This is a genomic window from Gordonia sp. LMA167 (assembly GCF_058130025.1).
The window spans coordinates 4,487,238-4,503,768 of the sequence record NZ_CM176708.1; the positions used below are offsets into that span (position 1 = coordinate 4,487,238).

At 66.5% G+C, this 16,531-nt stretch carries 14 protein-coding genes; 8 read left to right on the plus strand and 6 right to left on the minus strand.

What is annotated here, in order from left to right:
* Positions 1-96: 96 nt before the first annotated feature.
* From ACVT6V_RS20435 to ACVT6V_RS20450, 4 genes are all read left to right on the plus strand, one after another.
* Positions 97-1,497 carry an amino acid permease gene (locus ACVT6V_RS20435; protein WP_489895941.1) on the plus strand — a complete coding sequence of 467 codons (1,401 nt, stop codon included), beginning with the start codon at positions 97-99 and terminating at the stop codon, positions 1,495-1,497.
* 150 nt (positions 1,498-1,647) lie between these two features.
* A complete protein-coding gene (locus ACVT6V_RS20440) occupies positions 1,648-3,222 on the plus strand; it encodes a peptidoglycan-binding domain-containing protein (protein ID WP_489895942.1) in 1,575 nt (524 codons plus the stop codon).
* Positions 3,219-3,737: a hypothetical protein gene (locus ACVT6V_RS20445; protein WP_489895943.1), complete on the plus strand. Its 519-nt coding sequence runs from the start codon at positions 3,219-3,221 to the stop codon at positions 3,735-3,737. Before ACVT6V_RS20440 ends, ACVT6V_RS20445 begins: the two co-directional genes overlap by 4 nt.
* Before the next feature lie 294 nt (positions 3,738-4,031).
* Positions 4,032-6,251, plus strand: coding sequence for a 6-phosphofructokinase (locus ACVT6V_RS20450; protein ID WP_489895944.1), 2,220 nt, complete (start codon positions 4,032-4,034; stop codon positions 6,249-6,251).
* Between the two features lie 3 nt (positions 6,252-6,254).
* Here the strand turns inward: ACVT6V_RS20450 and ACVT6V_RS20455 are convergent, their stop codons facing one another.
* Positions 6,255-9,434, minus strand: coding sequence for an AAA family ATPase (locus ACVT6V_RS20455; protein WP_489895945.1), 3,180 nt, complete (start codon positions 9,432-9,434; stop codon positions 6,255-6,257).
* Positions 9,435-9,631: 197 nt separating this feature from the next.
* Here ACVT6V_RS20455 and ACVT6V_RS20460 point away from each other — a divergent pair, with 197 nt between their 5' ends.
* Positions 9,632-11,230, plus strand: coding sequence for an HNH endonuclease signature motif containing protein (locus ACVT6V_RS20460; RefSeq protein WP_489895946.1), 1,599 nt, complete (start codon positions 9,632-9,634; stop codon positions 11,228-11,230).
* Between the two features lie 240 nt (positions 11,231-11,470).
* Here the strand turns inward: ACVT6V_RS20460 and ACVT6V_RS20465 are convergent, their stop codons facing one another.
* Together ACVT6V_RS20465 and ACVT6V_RS20470 are read right to left on the minus strand one after the other, a co-directional pair.
* Positions 11,471-11,842: a sigma-70 family RNA polymerase sigma factor family protein gene (locus ACVT6V_RS20465; RefSeq protein ID WP_489895947.1), complete on the minus strand. Its 372-nt coding sequence runs from the start codon at positions 11,840-11,842 to the stop codon at positions 11,471-11,473.
* Positions 11,784-12,359, minus strand: coding sequence for a sigma-70 family RNA polymerase sigma factor (locus tag ACVT6V_RS20470; RefSeq protein WP_489895948.1), 576 nt, complete (start codon positions 12,357-12,359; stop codon positions 11,784-11,786). The genes ACVT6V_RS20465 and ACVT6V_RS20470 overlap by 59 nt, the downstream gene beginning before the upstream one ends.
* A 98-nt stretch (positions 12,360-12,457) precedes the next feature.
* Here ACVT6V_RS20470 and ACVT6V_RS20475 point away from each other — a divergent pair, with 98 nt between their 5' ends.
* A complete protein-coding gene (locus ACVT6V_RS20475; protein ID WP_489895949.1) occupies positions 12,458-13,342 on the plus strand; it encodes an alpha/beta fold hydrolase in 885 nt (294 codons plus the stop codon).
* A 39-nt stretch (positions 13,343-13,381) separates the two neighbouring features.
* Here ACVT6V_RS20475 and ACVT6V_RS20480 read toward each other — a convergent pair whose 3' ends face one another.
* The gene (locus tag ACVT6V_RS20480) at positions 13,382-13,879 is read right to left on the minus strand and encodes a glucose-6-phosphate dehydrogenase (protein WP_489895950.1); all 498 of its coding nucleotides are present in this window, start codon (positions 13,877-13,879) and stop codon (positions 13,382-13,384) included.
* A 379-nt stretch (positions 13,880-14,258) separates the two neighbouring features.
* On the opposite strand from ACVT6V_RS20480, the gene ACVT6V_RS20485 reads away from it, so the two are divergent.
* Together ACVT6V_RS20485 and ACVT6V_RS20490 are read left to right on the plus strand one after the other, a co-directional pair.
* The gene (locus ACVT6V_RS20485; RefSeq protein WP_489900920.1) at positions 14,259-14,819 is read left to right on the plus strand and encodes a recombinase family protein; all 561 of its coding nucleotides are present in this window, start codon (positions 14,259-14,261) and stop codon (positions 14,817-14,819) included.
* Complete coding sequence (locus ACVT6V_RS20490; protein WP_489895951.1) at positions 14,816-15,118, plus strand: hypothetical protein; 303 nt, start codon at positions 14,816-14,818, stop codon at positions 15,116-15,118. The genes ACVT6V_RS20485 and ACVT6V_RS20490 overlap by 4 nt, the downstream gene beginning before the upstream one ends.
* A gap of 28 nt (positions 15,119-15,146) precedes the next feature.
* Here ACVT6V_RS20490 and ACVT6V_RS20495 read toward each other — a convergent pair whose 3' ends face one another.
* Together ACVT6V_RS20495 and ACVT6V_RS20500 are read right to left on the minus strand one after the other, a co-directional pair.
* Positions 15,147-16,220, minus strand: a complete 1,074-nt coding sequence (locus ACVT6V_RS20495; RefSeq protein ID WP_489895952.1) for an alpha/beta fold hydrolase — start codon at positions 16,218-16,220, stop codon at positions 15,147-15,149.
* The gene (locus tag ACVT6V_RS20500; RefSeq protein WP_489895953.1) at positions 16,217-16,525 is read right to left on the minus strand and encodes a hypothetical protein; all 309 of its coding nucleotides are present in this window, start codon (positions 16,523-16,525) and stop codon (positions 16,217-16,219) included. The genes ACVT6V_RS20495 and ACVT6V_RS20500 overlap by 4 nt, the downstream gene beginning before the upstream one ends.
* Positions 16,526-16,531 lie beyond the last annotated feature (6 nt).

Consider the following 16,531-nt stretch of genomic DNA (forward strand, 5'->3'; position numbering starts at 1 on the left):
TCGTCCGGCCTGATCCCACTTCATCTCGCCCCAGGGCGTCGCGTAGTTAGATGATCTGGTGGCGACGCATACGATTGTCGGTCGGCGAGACACAGCGTGACGGGGTCCCGGGTGATCCTGCTGGCAGCCTTCGCGCTGTCGGTGATGGCCGATCCGGTCTCGTCCGTCGCCTACGCGATCGAATCAGCTCTGCGCGCCCTGCACGGCGACGTCGGCCTGTTGATACCGACGATGCTGCTGGTGTTGACGATCATCACGATCGTGGTGCTCAACTATCGCCAGTTGATCGACCGCTACCCCGAGGGTGGTGGAGCCTCGGCCGCCGTCGGTGAAGCGTTCGGGGATGGCTGGGCGTTCGTGCCCATCGGCGCGTTGATCGTCGACTTCGTGCTGACGATCGCGATCAGCGTCTCCGCGTCGTCGTCCGCGATGATCTCCTACGCACCCGCGCTCTCCCCTTGGCGCATCCCGATGGCGCTGGCGTTGACGCTGGCCGTGGCCGCGGCGATCCTGCTCGGCCACCTGGGCCGACTCCTGTTCGCACTGATGACGATCTCTTTCGTCGCGGCGGCGGCCACGGTTCTGCTGATGGGGATCGGTTCCTCCCCGCACACAGGGGTCGCCGCATCGGCCACCGCGGAGTCGGCCACCTCCGGCGCACCCGTGTGGTCGGTTCTTCTGGCCTTCCCCGTCGCGATGGCACTCGCCACCGGCGTGGAAGCACCGTCGACGGCAATCGCCGAACTCGGTCGCCTCGACAGCAACGAACGCCGTCGTTTCGGGAAGGCCACGCTCTGGCTGACCCTGGCCACCGTCGGTGTTCTCACCACCGGCATCGCCGTGGAGGTCACTGTTCTCGACATCGGGATTCCCTCTGGTGATACGACACTGATCGCCGAGCTCGCCCGAGCAGTGACACCTGGAGCATTCTTCGGCATATTCCAGCTCGTCACACTCCTGCTGTTGCTGGCAGCAGCCAGCTCGTCATTCCAGGCCGGGTCAGGGTTGTTGAGCGCGCTGGCCAGGCGGCAGACCACCGATGGCACGACGCACGGGATTCTGCCCGCCTTCCTGGCGCGCACCAATGGCCGCCAGGTGCCGTATTGGGGTGTCATGGTCTTCACCGCATTGACTCTTCTCGTCACCGTCGCCGCGGGCGCTCGAGACCAGACATTGGTGCTCTACTACGCGATCGCCGTGTTTCTCAGTTTCTTGGGCGGCCTGCTGGCGATGGCAGCTTTCTCACGTCGAGAACGTGAGTGGGGTTCATTCGGCCTCAACGTGTTCGGGGCGGTGGTTGTCGCCTTCACCCTGGTGATCAACTTGCTGCGCGTGGTTCCGTTGGCCGCTCTCGCCGCGGCGCTGGCAATCGCCGGGATCCTGTACCTCGTCTGGATCACCTCCGGCCGCCCACCTGGCGTCAGGGCGACGCCGGCCGCCGCATGGGCACCCGAGCGCCGAGCCTCCCCCGAGAACCCGGCCGAACCGCTGTCCTGATCATGGAGCCGCGCGTACGGCCGGACGTCTGATGAAGCGAACGGGATCGCCGCCCGATCTCCGGTGGCCGACATGCCCGATGGTGCCGATCCGGTGCCCGCTCACGCAGAGTTTCCTCCGCGTCCGCAGCCCGTGCCCCAGACTGACTTCATGCACGGACGCGCCGACCCCGGACGACGGCCCCCACAGTCCATGTCGGGCACTCGGTCGGCCGCGGAGCGCGCGTCGACGCGCACCGACGGTCGGCGAACTCCATCCGACCAGTTGACCGATTTGCAGCAGACAGCGGGCAACCAGGCGGTGTCCTCGCTCGTGATGCGGTCCGCCGAACGCCGGAACAGAGGCGGCGAGGGTGTCGGGGACGTCATTGTTCAGCGGGCCCCGTTGAGCCCGGCCGAGAAAGCCTTGAATCTCACCTCTCGTCGCTACGCAGGTGACCCGGTTCTGGAAGCGGCATACGACAACTCACCACCCCTCCGGAAAGGTCGGACGGACCCGGCGATCGCCAAGGTGCAGCAAGGTTTTGTCGCGAACGGATTCGCGATGCCGAAGTCGACGAAATCCGACGGGACGATGGACGGCGTTTTCGGGACCGAGACCAGGGCGACGGCGGTCGCCTTCCAGAACAAGCACGGATTGGCGTTGGAGGACGGCGCGGTCGGCCGCCAGACGATGGGGAAGCTCGACGAGATCGCCGGAGGTGGCGGCAAGGCCGGTGCGCCGGAGATCAATGCCTCGACCGACGAGATGGGCGAGCGCGTCGTAGCCGGGATGACGAAGGCGAACACGGAGTTCGGTCCCGACAAGGGGGTCTGGTACGACTACAACTACCACGCCGAGCATATGCGGGACCCGGCCAACTATCCGTGGAACGACGACTGGCGCAGTGGCCTTGCCGACCCGACCATGTTCGACCGAGTCGGCTGGATGGATTGGAAGCTGAAGCCGGGCACGAGCGCGTCGGCGGGCGTCAAAGCGTGGCTCAAGGGACTCACGATCGCCGAATGCCTCAGTTGCATCGTGGCGATCGAGATCGACACGATGCGAGCGGCGATCGGTGACGACAAGTTCGACACGCTGTTCGGATCGACCAACGGTTCGGTGGCCGACGACAAACGGTTGCGGATCCACACCGGAACCGAAGGCACTCCGATAGAGGGGATGCTGACCTCGGCACACGGTGCCGGCCCTGGCGAGGCCGGCACGATCGGGAGTCGGCCGACCAAGAAGGGAGACTGGGTGTACTTCTACAACCACCCGAAGTATCTGCTGAAGCACCCCGGTGGCGCCTGGCAGGGCGAGAACGCCGTGTTCATGGGCGAGACCGGGGGCGAGCAGATGTGGGCCGGCCTCGGCGCCGGACCGATGACCGAGCGAGACATGCTGCAGGAGATGGCCGACGCCTACAACGGGCCCCGTGACGGCGCCGACTACGCCGGGCTGCTCGGCAGCTACGCGAGCGACGCGCCAGAGGTGTCGTCGCCGAACCAGGCGTACCGCGACCGTGACACGGCGTACCTCAAGAGCCTCTATCTCAAGTACAAGAGCCGAATCCCCACGCAATACCACGAGGGTGGTGGCGAGTTCTCCGACACCGTGACGGTGGCGGACATCCTCAACGATCCCGCATACACGCTCGGCGGAACCGAACGCAAGGGCGGCTATTTTCCAGGAGCTGCCGCCCGACTCGACCCGTCCCGCGTCCAGGCCCTCCGCCAGCCATGACAGACTTCATCGCCTCTGCGACGCTCGTGTCCACCGAGCGCAAACGACCACCGAAGCAGGTGCTTCGGATGGACATCACCGTGGACGGAGGGCCTCGAGACGGTTGGCTCGTCGTCGCGGACTGTGTCCGCACCGACCTCGACGTCTCGCCACGGGGCATTCACACCATCGACCGCTACGAGATCGCGCCTGGATGCGACCTGGTGTGGTTGAAGGGCGACCACGGTGTGTTGGTCTTGCGAGTCGGGCCCGAGCCGTTGATCATTCGTGGCCTCCCGGTCAATCGGTGGTCGGATGCGAACGTCGTCGGCATCGGCGTCACGCGCGGGATCACGGTCGACGGGAAGGACCTGGACGGCGTTTTCGACGGACCGATTCGGCGGCCGAACAGCGAGGTCGATGCGCGGGCACTTTCTGCGGGAGCCGCGATCGGTCAGCGGTTGGCCGGCGACTTCGACCACACCTTCGATGTCGTCGTCGACGAAATGATCACGCGCGCCATCGAACTCGACTGATCGCGCCCAACAGGCACCGCGGATCCACCCGCGATCACCCCGGGCACCGGCCTCCAGATTGCCACCCGGGCGACGGGTGGCCGCACTGCGATCCGCCGGCCGACACGCCCTCGCTGGCGATACGACATCGCACGTTCAACGTCTGCGGGCAAGTAGTTGCGCAGTGTGCCCGGGACCGCGATGCTCATAGCCGAAGCCCTGCGAGCAAGGTTTCGCCCACGACAGCACGAGGACACGGGGTACCGATGAAACACCGAGGTTCGCTACATCGCCGCCCGCGGTCAGGGCACCGTGATGGCTGAGGTCGGCTCGGCACCAACGAGCATCGGAGTTCTGACCAGTGGTGGCGATGCCGCGGGGATGAACCCGGCAGTCCGGGCGGTGATTCGCACCGCGCTGCACCACGGGATCAACGCCTACGCGATCCACGAGGGGTATCAGGGCCTGGTCGAGGGCGGCGAGTTGATCCGGCGCATGGAGGTCGCCGACACCGACGGCATCCTACGCAAGGGCGGCACAGTCATCGGAACAGCACGTTCACAGCAGTTCCGCACCCGGGAGGGCAGGCGGGCCGCGGCCCGCAACATGCTCGAGCGCCGAATTGACGCGCTGGTGGTGATCGGGGGCGACGGCAGCCTCACCGGCGCGAACACGTTTCGCGCCGAGTGGCCGGACCTTCTCGCCGAGGCGGTGGACGCGGGCGAGATCGCCAAAGAGGTCGCCGAGGCCCATCCGTTCCTTCGTCTCGTCGGCCTGGTGGGCTCGATCGACAACGACATGTCCGGTACCGACATGACGATCGGGGCCGACACCGCGTTGCACCGGATCGTGGAGGCGATGGATGCCCTGCGCAGCACGGCGTCCAGCCATCAGCGCTCGTTCGTGGTCGAGGTCATGGGCCGGCACTGCGGTTACCTCGCACTGATGGCATCGCTGGCGACCGCGGCGAACTGGGTGCTGATTCCCGAACAGCCGCCGGCCGACGGCTGGGCCGAGCAGATGTGCCGTGACATCCGGGCGGGCCGACTCATCGGGCGCCGACAGAGCGTCGTGGTCGTCGCAGAGGGCGCCGAAGACCGCGACGGCAACCCGATCACCGCCGAGCAGATCAGAAAACTCCTCGAGGACGAACTGGGCGAGGACACCCGCATCACCACCCTCGGGCACGTGCAGCGCGGCGGTTCACCGTCCGCATTCGACCGGTACCTGGCGACTCTGCTCGGACACGCCGCTGTCGAGCGCCTGCTCACCGACGAACCCCAGTCCCCCGCCCAGTTGATCGGCCTGCGCGGCAACCGGGTGGTCACCTCCCCGTTGATGGAGTGCGTCGAGCAGACACAGGCAGTCGCCGAACGCATCAAGGCCCACGATTACGACGGCGCGATGTTGTTGCGCGGGGGAAGTTTCCGGCAATCCCACAAGATCCTGCAGACGGTCCAACAGGCCGCGCCACGGCCCACTCCCGCGGGCCGGCGACGGTTCCGGCTCGCGGTGATGCACGGCGGAGGGCCCGCACCGGGCATGAACACCGCGGTGCGGGCAGCCGTACGGCTCGGGCTCGACCGCGGCTACGCGGTACTGGCGGTCAAGAACGGCTTCCGCGGACTCCGGCGGGGCGAGGTCCAGGAGATGGGCTGGATGGATGTCAGCGGCTGGGTGTCCGACGGGGGCGCTGAGCTCGGCACCAACCGGTATGTGCCCTCGGGCGCGGCCATCGGGCAGATCGCCGAGCAGATCGTGGCCCACAAGATCGACGGTCTCCTGATGGCCGGCGGATGGTCGGGCTACGAGGCCGCCCACGCATTGCATCTGCACCGCGACGAGTACCCCGCCCTCGACATCCCGATCGTCTGCATGCCGATGACGATCAACAACGACGTGCCCGGAACCGAACTCAGCATCGGCAGCGACACCGCCTTGAACAGCATCGTGTCCGACGTCGACAAGATCCGGCAATCTGCGGTGGCCACCCGCCGGGTCGTCGTCGTGGAAGTGATGGGACGCGACTGCGGATACCTGGCCCTGCTGTCCGGGATCGCCTCCGGCGCCGAGCGGATCTACATGCCGGAGGACCGGATCACCATCGACGATCTGACCACCGACATCCACTCGATGGCCGAGGGATTCCGGTCGGGGAAACGGCTGGGATTGATCATTCGCAGCGAGGGCGCCGACCCTGTGTACAACACCTGGTTCATCACATCGCTGTTCGAGAAGGAGGGCGGCGAACTGTTCGATGCCCGGCAATCGGTACTCGGGCACGTACAAGAAGGCGGCGACCCGTCACCGTTCGACCGCGTCCACGCGACCAGCCTCACCGCCCGCTGCATCGAGTTCCTCTCCGAGCAACTCGAGTCCGGCGGCCGAGCGAGTGCGATGATCGGCTTCCAGTCGGGCCGGCTGCAGTTCACCGACCTCACCTCTTACCCCGCGCTTATCGAGGCGGATGTCAAGCGGCCGGTCGAGCAGAGATGGATGGACCGCCGTACCCTGGCAGAGATCATGCGTCGGTGAGGCTCATCGCCACCCGGCCGCAGCCATCATTGCCTCGGCCCAGGCGATGTGCCCCTCGAAGCCCAGAGACCGGGCCATCGCGAGATACCGGCGCGCCAGGTCCTGGGAAGCCTCCTCGTCGCCTACCGCTGTGGCCAGCAGAGCGCGCAACTTCAGCACGGTGATTTCGGGTATCGCCGCATCCGGGCCCGACGACAGATCCGCCACCCACTCGATGGCCCGGCGCGCCTCGGCGAGCTCGCCACCGGTTGGTCGCTCCAGTAATGTCTCGACGAACAGCGCGGTGCCCGCGACGCCCCATCCGGGCCGTCCCTCACTGCGCAAGTCCTCCACAGCGGCACGCATCGCAGGTATGGCGCGGGCACGATCACCGCGTCGGGCCTGCTCTCGAGCCGCCAACAACTCGAGCACAGGGGCAAGCGACGGAGCACGTTCACGCACGAACCCCCCGGCATCTCCCAACAGTGCCAGCCCCTGGTCTCGCTCGGCCGGCGTGTCGCGATAGAGCAACGCCAGCACTCGCAGGTAGCGCGCCCCCAGGAGTCCGAAGTCGTTGACCACCGCGTGCGCGGGCCCTTCGGTCTCCTCCAGAACCCGCATCATGGAGTCGTCGGCGCGAAGCACCCCGTACATCAACGCGGGTCCGAACGTCCATGTGACAACGAGTGCGAGGGTGCCCGGGTCGCTGTGACGGGCGATGACGCGGGAATCGTCGAGATCCTCCCGCCACCCGGGATGACCGAACCACCATCGGGCGATGCCCCGAAACGCCGTCGCCATCGCCAGTGGCGATCCCAGTCCGAAACCGCTTCCTTTGGCGGGGTCGCCGTCGGCCAGATCGATGACGATCTGCGACCACCGGAGGATGTCACCGAACTGCCCGGCATTGAACCAGTTGGCAAAGGCCAAGAAGGACAATCCGATTGTCAATCCTGGATCTCCGATCGAATCCAGAAGTTCCATCTGGTCGGATGCCTGCCTGGACCCCTCCCCGGGGCGTCCCGCGTAGAGCAGTTCGGCGACCAGGCCGCTCATGCCGATGGCCAGCGACACCTTGTCCCCGGCCAGGGTGCAGAGCTCGCGTAGTTCCGCGAAGCGGCCCCACGTGTGCTGTACCGGTCGTGCCTGCCAATCGGTAGCGCACAACATCGAGCGTGGAGCGATGCGCATCTCCAGAATGTCGGGGGCATCGCCGGGCAACCCGTCGGCGACTCGGCAGGCGCGCTCCCAGCCGACCCGCGCCGCGCCGAGATCGCGACTCGCCGACCAACTCGCGCCACGCATGTGCCAGCCGTAGGCCGCAGGTAGCTCGCCGGCGGCTTCGAGGTGACCTGCGATCAGGGCCGCGTGCTCGTCCTCGGCTCCGCGGTCGCGAATCGCGGCGGCCAGACGCCGGTGTCGGCCGGCGCGGTCGGACCTCAGTTGCGACTCGTAGGCCACCGCACGGATCAGCGGGTGGCAGAACGCATACTCCACGACTGGGAGCGACCGCACCTGATCGATGAGCTCGGCGTCGAGCAGCTCGTCGACCGCCGGCTCGGCCTCCACCTCGGCGAGCAGGTCCGCACCGAATCGGGCCCCCACCACCGCCGCCATGTGCAGGGTGCGCTTGGCTCGGGCGGGCAGCGCGTCAATACGTGCCTCGATGGCCGCCTGCACCGTGACCGGCACACTGACATCAGCGATGTCGAGTTGGCATACGTGGTCTCCGCGTTCGCCGGCAAGCACCCCGCGCTGCTCCAACTCCCGCACCATCTCCTCGGCGAAGAAGGGATTGCCCGCGGCCCTCTCGACGACGATCTCGGCCAGTTCGGCGACCGATGGATCGGAGCCGAGGAGCTCGTCGACCAGCGACGCCGTGTCCGATGCGTCCAGCGGGGACAGGGTCATCTGCTGCAGACCCGATAGATTCAGCAGGCCTCCCCGGTACTCGGGGCGCGAGGTGATGACAACAACCGACGGTGTATCAGGGAGAACTGCCAGAAAGTCGACCAGTAGCGACTCGCTCACCGAATCGATCCAGTGCACGTCCTCGATGATGAGCAGCACCGGCCCGGCGCGTTGCCGCGACGCGGCATTGATCAGCGCGGTCAACCGGCGTCGCCGGGCATCCGGATCGATGTGCGGCAGAGCCACATCGGGGTCGGCGATGCCGAGAAGGTCCTCGAGCAACAACAGATCCTCCGCGTCGGCATCGGAGAGTCGGTTCCGGACCCGCCTGCGCGCGGTCTCCCCATCGAGATCCGCCACACCGAGTCCCGTCCGCAACAGGCCTGCCACGGCGTGGAACGGAACGTCTCGGGCATGCGATTCGCAGAAGGACCACAGCACCTCGACGTCGCGGGCGACCGCGAGGTCGGCAACCTCCCGTGCAATACGGCTCTTGCCGATACCGGGCGGTGCCACCACGTTCACGATCGAACCGCGCCCGGCGATCGCGCCGTCGACGAGAGTGTCGAACAGTGCCATCTCCCGATGCCGGCCGACCAGTCGGGCCCCGGTACGCCCAACCACCCGGTGGCGTCGGCGAACCGCCAGCAACCGTCGTGCACGCACCGGTTCATCCGCGCCCTTGATGTGTACCCACTCCGGCTCCGCCAGCACGGCGAGGCCGTCGACCAACCGAGCGGTCGACTCCGACAACATCACGCCGCCCGGCGGGGCCACCGACTCCATGCGTTGCGCGAACCCGACCTGCTCCCCTATCGCTGTGTAGCCGAACGATCCCGAGCCGAGTTCTCCTGCGATCACCTGACCTGAGTTCAGCCCAACCCGCACGCGCAAGTCCACTGCATCGATGCGAGATACTTCCGCCGCGAGGCCGTCGGCTTGCCGTTGGATCTCCAAGGCCGCCAGGCACGCCCGCGCAGCATGGTCCTCCACTGCGACCGGCGCACCGAACACCGCCATCACTCCGTCACCGGTGTAGTCGACGGTCCCTCCATAGCGTTCGACAACGATCGCCGCCCGCTCGACCAACCCGGTCATGATCTCCCGGAAGCGCTCCGGTTCGACTGCGGCAGCGATACCCATCGATCGGACCACATCGGCGAAGAGCACCGTCACCTGCTTGTACTCCGCACGATCGGCGACCGTTGCCACCGGAGCCCCGCACCGGTCGCAGAACCTGGCGCCGTCGCGCAGACCCGTGCCGCAGGACCCGCACGTGACACCTGCGGCCATAGGGCACCACCGATCCAGAGTTCGCAGCCCCCGACAGTGGTAAGGATAGGGCTTTCACCAGTGCGGAATGGTGTGATCCCCGCCGACTTGGTGCCGTCGATATGGTTACGAACTCTGTCGATCAGGAGCTTGTCGGAGTAACAAATCTGCTGTACTCTCGAACATGCATTCGAATGATGGTCCGCTGGGGGGTGGGTATGGCCGAGCCGAACACGCACGACACGCTGAACACACAGGATGTGCGGGAGTCGTTGTCGGAGGTGCCGGGTCTGCTCACCGAGTTGCATGCGGTGTTGGATCGGTTGGCGGCGGCGGATCTGACGCGCTGTAGTGATGCGGAGGTGCTGGCGGTGGCGCGGGCCTCGGAGCGGGCGGTCAATCGGCAGTTGTTCGAGGGTAATCGCCAGATTCTGGAGTTGTCGGATCGGGGTGTGCCGCGGGCGATGGGGTTTCGGAGTTTGACGAACTTCCTCAATGTCGAGGTGCGGGTCTCCGAACCGGGTCGGCGGAAGGATCAGATCGCGGCGACCGGGCGGATGCGGCAGTTGGGTGGGCAGTGCGCCGAGCCACGCTATCCGGAGTTGGCGGCGGCGTTCGCGCGCGGTGAGGTCGGCCCGGCGCATCTGAGTACGGTGATCGACATTCTGGAGACGATCCCGCAGCAGGCGCCCCACGACAAGAAGGTGGCCGCCGAAGCGTCGTTGGCCGAGTTGGCGGTCAAACACACTCCGGATGAGATCGTGATCCTCGGTCAGCGGGTGTTGGCGCATCTGGATCCGGATGGCGAGTTGACCGACGACAGTGATCGTAAACGTAAGCGGAATCTGTGGCTGAATCGGCAGAACGCGCAGCAGATGTCGAAACTGACCGGCCATCTGGATCCGGAAACCCGGGCGTTGCTGGAGATGATGCTGGCCGCGTGGGCCAAACCCGGCCTCAACAACCCCGAGGATCCCGACGCCCCTTCGGGTGCCGAGGAGGACGCCGACCCCGAGGCGCTGAAGGCGGCCGCCGCCCGCGACACCCGCACCCAGGCGCAGCGCAATCATGATGCGTTGGCGGCGTTGTTGCGGGCGGTGTTTGCAGATGGGTTGCTGGGCAAATCCCATCGGGGGTTGCCGGTGCAGCTGATCGTCAAGGCCGAGCTGAATGATCTGATCCGGGAGACCGGGTTCGGCACCACCGCGACCGGGTCGGTGTTGCCGATCACCGATGTGATCCGGTTGGCTGCCGAGGCCCAACAGTATTTGGCGGTGTTCGCCGATGCGAGCCCGCAGCCCTTGTATTTCGGGCAGGCCAAACGGTGCGCCACCCGGGCTCAACGGTTGGCGTCGTTCGCCCGCCCGGATGGGGAGGTGTGCTCGGCACCCGGCTGTGATCAGCCGGCCTCCCACGTCGAACTGCATCACGCCCGCCGCGACTTCGCTGATGGCGGGTTGACCGACATCATCGATCTGGCCCCGGCGTGTCCGAAACACAACCGGATGGTCGGACCCGGGATCGGCCAGTTCACCACCGGCATCTACGAGGATGGCCCCCACACCGGCCGCACCTGGTGGCGCCGCAACAGCGCCGACGGTGCACCGCCGAACCCGCAGGAGTTCAACCGGCGCCCCGACATCGCGGTGTTGTATGCGCAGCACCTCGAACAGGTCCGCGCACAACTCCACCCACCACCGCAACCAGACGCGCCGCCGCCGGACGGCCCGCACCTACATCTCACCGAGACGATCCCCACACCGATCTCGGTCATCGAAGCACGCCTCGCACTCGCGCTGCTCACAACCCACGCGTGACTGACGACCGATCCGGAACAGCTCGACGCGATGGAGGCCGTCGAGACCTGGATGGCCGGTCGTCGCGTCGATTCGGTGCGCGATGCCGTCGTAGGCTCGGTCGGTGTACCTCGCCGTATAGGTCTGCCGGTCAAAAGGTTCGGAACCGAGTTCGGAACCTCGACCACCGGACCCGAAACATCTCGATATCCTCTGGCCTCGTCTGGAGGAACGTCGCCACCGCCATCGGCGCGCCGCGCCTCAGGGCTGGTTCAAGTGCCGAAGCTTCGCGGGATTTCCGATGCCGTGCACGATGTCGATGCCATCCGGGCCCAAGGTGAAGGCGATCACCACCACAACTCTGCCCCCACTGCGGATCACCACACCGGGTTCACCATTCACCATCGCGACCACGAACTCCAGTCCACGGCCGGACAGCGACCGGATCAACTGCGCGGCGATGGTTGCCGCTCCCCTCAGCTCCGCGACCGGCGCCTCGAAGATGAGGCCTCCCGAGTCGAAATCCCCTGCGGCTCCAGGCGCCAGGACCGAGATGAGGCCGTCGAGGTCACCGTTACCGCACGCCCGCGCGAAACGTTCGCAGAGCTGTCGCGCCTCCTGCGGGTCCGGCACGAATCGGGCACGGCCATCGGCGGCTATCGCCCGGCGGCCACGACTCGCCAACTGCCTTGCGGCATCGGCCGATGTGCCGGGCTATCGTTGTGAACTCGAGCTGGAAGACGTCATGCAGCAGAAATGCCGTCCGCTGCTCCGGCGTCAATCTCTCCAGGACCACCAGCAGGGCCATGCGAACCGAATCGTCCAGGGTGATCCGGTCCTCGACCGGCAGCGCATCATCGGCGACCACGAGCGGTTCGGGCAGCCACGGACCGACGTAGGCGCGGCGGCTGTGCTCGTGGGCACGCAGCCGGTCCAGCACCGCGCGCGAGGCCACGGTCGTCAGCCACCCTTTCGGATTCGACAGCGGGCCACGATGTTCCGCGAGCCGAACGTAGGTGTCCTGGGCCACGTCCTCGGCGTCGGACACCGAACCTCCGATCCGGTAGGCGACGTCCCAGACCAGACGGTGGTAGCGGGTCCACCACTCCGCGATGAGATCGGCCGCCAGCGGCTGCGGTGTATCGGTCATGGGTATCAGACGATCGACATGGTCCGGATGTGACGGTTCGTCACATCGGTGATGCTACAGCCGTCTCCTGTGCGCCCGTCCCGCAAGCGAGGAGAGTCATGAGCACCACCGGCCGCCGCATCACCACGGCCCCGATCGAGCGTCCCACCTGGCTGGACCAGACCACCTGGCCGTTCGCGATCCGAACCCACGACACGGGTCGCGGACGGATCGCCTACACCGACGAGGGAATGGGCCCAACGCTTGTCCTTGTCCACTCCGGTACCTGGAGTTTCATCTGGCGCGATTTCATCGGCCGGCTGAGCAGCCGCTTTCGCGTCATCACCTTCGACCCGCCGGCGATGGGTCTGTCCGACGGCGGCGAGGGCGCGGGCATCAGCCAGACCGCGCACGCCCTCGACTCCCTCGTCCGAACGCTCGGGCTCACCGACCTCGTGTTGGTCGCACACGATCTCGGCGGACCTGCCGCCCTCGAGGCGGCGAGCAGCTGGCCGGAGCGGGTCAGCGGTTTCGCCGCGATCAACTGCTTCGGCTGGCGTCCATCAGGATTCGCGTTCCGGGCAATGCTCGGCGTCATGGGCAGCCCGCTCATACGCGAGTCCGACACATGGACAGGCTGGCTCCCCGCAGCGTCGTCGACCGGTTTCGGTGTGGGCCGACATTTCTCCCATACCGACCGACGTGTCTTCCGGATCGGGATGGATCGTCGCGGGCGACGGAGTTTCCACCACAACATGCACTCCGCGCTGCGGCACGACTACGCGGACGTGGATCGCGGACGCGATGCGATCGCCGAGGGACCAATGCTGACCGTTTTCGGTCAGCGCAACGACCCGCTTCGGTTCCAGCCGAAGTGGCGAGCAGTCGGTGAACACGTGGAGCAGGTCGTGGTGCCGGGCGGGTATCACTTCCCGATGTGCGATGAACCGGCCATGGTCGCGCGCGCACTCGTCGGCTGGTTCGACCGCACCGTCGCCGGATGAATCAGCCCGCCCACGTGCTGTCTGACGTCGGCGGCAGCCTCACCCAGCATGTTCAGCAAGGTCCAAGTGCAACGCCTGGTGGGCATCGAGCATGTGCCGCAGACCCGTATCGAGCGGCCACGGATAGGTGAGCTCGTGTCCGAACCGGTCATCGACGGCGGCGACCGATCCCTGCCGAAGGGAGGTGGCATCGACACGCTCGACGATCGACTCGAACAATTCGATCGGGGTGGCGAGGTAGTACAGCGGCCGGTGCGCGCCGGGTGCGTTCATCCCCGCGGCGTACACCAGTCCGTGCGATGTGATGACCAAGCGATCCGCGGCGATCACGACTTCGCCGGAGATCTCGGCTCTCCCCCACTCCACGGCGGCAGCGCGGGCCTCGTCGACCCGTCGTCGGGTGTCGTCGGTCAGCAACTGTTCGACGTGGTCGCGGTCCATCCTCGCCGCAGAGGTGTACTCCGGACCGAAGTGCCGTTGGAGCACCTCGTCGACGAAATCCAGCAGTGGATCGCTCATCGACTGTTCGTCGCTCATGGCGCGCGCCTTTCGTCCGACTCACGCAACTGCCGCTCAGCGTGCCTCCGACACTACGCCGCCTGACCGGGGCCCTCGGCGGAAAATCTGGAACTCCTCAGGCGGATACCTGCACCAGTGCCCTCGGGTCCCGCATCGTCACTCAGAACGGACTGGAGCCAAGCCTGTCTCGTAATCCCCGGGTCTCGTATCAGAATCAGACCCTGGATACGAGACACAGCGTTGTGTGCATCGTGCTTTTGTACGCGACTCCGCAGCGGAGGTCGAAGGGCATTCAGAATCTGTCTCAAAATCAGAGTCGTGGCGCCTTCCCTGTTTCGCGACATTTTGAGATACAGTGCTCGGCATGAAAGCGGACACGGCGGGCGGATACGCGGGCATGCTGCTCGGCTACGCCCGCGCGGGCGAGGGCGCCCACACGCTCGAATCGCAGTTGGACGCCCTGACCGATGCAGGCATCGATCCGAACCGGATCTACAGCGACGAGTTCGTCGCGATCGCGGCCGGGCAGCGCCGTCCGGGGTGGGCAGCCCTGCTCGACTACGCACGGCCCGGCGACACCACCGTCGTCGTCGGCATCGATAGGCTGGGCCGTACCACGCCCGAGGTTCTGGCGTCCGCGCGTGACCTCGCCGATCGTCAGATCGGCCTGCGTTCCCTTCGCGAGGGGATCGACACCGACGACCCGGCGGGCGCGATGATCGTCGGGGTACTCGCATCGTTGGCCGAACTCGATGATGAACGCAGCAGCGTGGTTGCCGCCACCTCGCATCCGAACAGTTCGTCCGTCGGCCGACCGCGGGCGCTCGATGACGATCAAGCAGCGCTTGCCGAACGGATGCGTGCCGGTGGTCAGCCGGTGCCGACGATCGCCGCGGCCCTCGGCGTCAGCCGCGCCACCTTGTACCGCACGCTGGCCGAAAGGCGTTCGGTCCATTGACAACAACCGAACCAGATGCACCGGACCTCGACATCGTGACACCTCACGGAGTCGTCACCCGGCTGCCGACATCGTTTCCGATCTTCGACGCCGAACTCGACGGCCACCTCGACCCGGACCTGTTCCAGAAGGGCTTCGAGGACGCCAACGCCCGACTGGACGCGCTTCCTCGAACCTGGGCCCGACATCACGCGTCGTCGACCATGGCGTCAGCTCCGGAGCCGGACGACGACGAACCGAGCTATACGCGTGGCTATCGGGCCGCGTTGTACGGGTATATTCGCCACTCGAGCGACTGAGCGCATCCCGGGCATGATCCGTGAACGTTCACCCCGCCTGAGTGGGCAGCTCGTTCAGGAACTCGAGAATCGCGGGCACCGTCTTCTTGCGTGCCGATCCGCCGACCAACAGTCCGACGTGTCCGGCCTTCAGGACGCGTTCGGCGCCCATTCCGTCGCCGACGAGCGCAGTCAGCGGGGCCACCGACGTCGGCGGCGTCACATGGTCGCTGATGCCGTAGACATTGAGGAACGGTGCCGTGATGGAGTCCAGCAACCGCACCCTGCCGCCCATCATCACCTTGCCGGTGACGAGGCTGTTGTCGCGGTTCAGCACTCGTATCATCTCGACAAAGACCGCACCCGGAAACGGCACGTGGTCGTGCGCCCAACGGTTGAGCGCCCAGATGGCCTGTGTCGCTTGATGATCGTGAAGCCTATCGATCATGGTGACGTAACCGGTGAGGTCACCCAGCGGGCGGAGCATCTGGAAGACTCGCAGCAGGGCCGCCGGCGGCACATTGCCCATCTCGTCGAGCACGTCCTCGGGCTCGATGCGTCCCTGCTGGGTCAACCAGGACAGCGGCCCCATCTCCGACCAGTTGGTGGGCGCCGCGAGAGTGATCAGCGCACGCGGTTGCCGTGGCGGATCGGATGCCGCCCACAGCAACGCGATGAGCCCACCAAAGCAGTGTCCGGCAACCACCGGTTCCCGGCCCGACAGCTCGATCACCCGGTCGAAGGCCTGTTGCATGTAGTCGTCGACGTAGCGACTCATGGTGGCCGATGCATCCCGCGCGTCCGGGATACCCCAGTCGAGCAGGTACACGTCGTAGCCGGCGGCCAACAGATGCTCCACGACGCTGTCGCCCGGACGTAGATCCCAGATGTAGCTGCGGTTGACCAGGCTCGGCACCAGCAGGATCGGCGACCCACTTCCGACCCCGGCCCGATAGCGGTTCATGGATGCTCGTCCGTCCGACCAGACGACCGTGCTCGGCGTACACCCGACCCCCGGACGATCCAGGCCGGCGAGGAGCCGGAGCCCGTTCACCGCACGAAGACGGGTTCGACCAACACGGCCGCTGATGACGTCGGGAACTTTCACTCCGGCGATGGTCATGAGCGCACCCCCGGTGCGTCGACCGCCGCTCCCGGTGACTGCGCCGGCGCAACCTGCGCCAGCTGTTCGATGGCGCGGGTCAATCGAGCGACCTGCCGTCCGGTGGGAAACCCGAGCGAACCGGCGATCGCTGTTTGGCCATTGCGGACCATACCCTTGGCGATTCGCTGGACCGAGGTCCAGCCGGTCAGCGCATCGAGGAAGATGTCGGTCCGCACGAAATCCTCGAGCGGTGGCGACACCCTGCGTTCGAGTGTGTAGTACACCTGCGCGGGATTGATGATCCATCCGAGATCGACTGTCATCGGAAT

Coding starts and splice junctions, on each gene's coding strand:
- ACVT6V_RS20440 (WP_489895942.1), top strand. CDS start 1,648: ATGCACGGACGCGCCGACCCCGGACGACGGCCCCCACAGTCCATGTCG.
- ACVT6V_RS20445 (WP_489895943.1), top strand. CDS start 3,219: ATGACAGACTTCATCGCCTCTGCGACGCTCGTGTCCACCGAGCGCAAA.
- ACVT6V_RS20450 (WP_489895944.1), top strand. CDS start 4,032: ATGGCTGAGGTCGGCTCGGCACCAACGAGCATCGGAGTTCTGACCAGT.
- ACVT6V_RS20455 (WP_489895945.1), bottom strand. CDS start 9,434: ATGGCCGCAGGTGTCACGTGCGGGTCCTGCGGCACGGGTCTGCGCGAC.
- ACVT6V_RS20460 (WP_489895946.1), top strand. CDS start 9,632: ATGGCCGAGCCGAACACGCACGACACGCTGAACACACAGGATGTGCGG.
- ACVT6V_RS20470 (WP_489895948.1), bottom strand. CDS start 12,359: ATGACCGATACACCGCAGCCGCTGGCGGCCGATCTCATCGCGGAGTGG.
- ACVT6V_RS20475 (WP_489895949.1), top strand. CDS start 12,458: ATGAGCACCACCGGCCGCCGCATCACCACGGCCCCGATCGAGCGTCCC.
- ACVT6V_RS20480 (WP_489895950.1), bottom strand. CDS start 13,879: ATGAGCGACGAACAGTCGATGAGCGATCCACTGCTGGATTTCGTCGAC.
- ACVT6V_RS20485 (WP_489900920.1), top strand. CDS start 14,259: ATGCTGCTCGGCTACGCCCGCGCGGGCGAGGGCGCCCACACGCTCGAA.
- ACVT6V_RS20495 (WP_489895952.1), bottom strand. CDS start 16,220: ATGACCATCGCCGGAGTGAAAGTTCCCGACGTCATCAGCGGCCGTGTT.
- ACVT6V_RS20500 (WP_489895953.1), bottom strand. CDS start 16,525: ATGACAGTCGATCTCGGATGGATCATCAATCCCGCGCAGGTGTACTAC.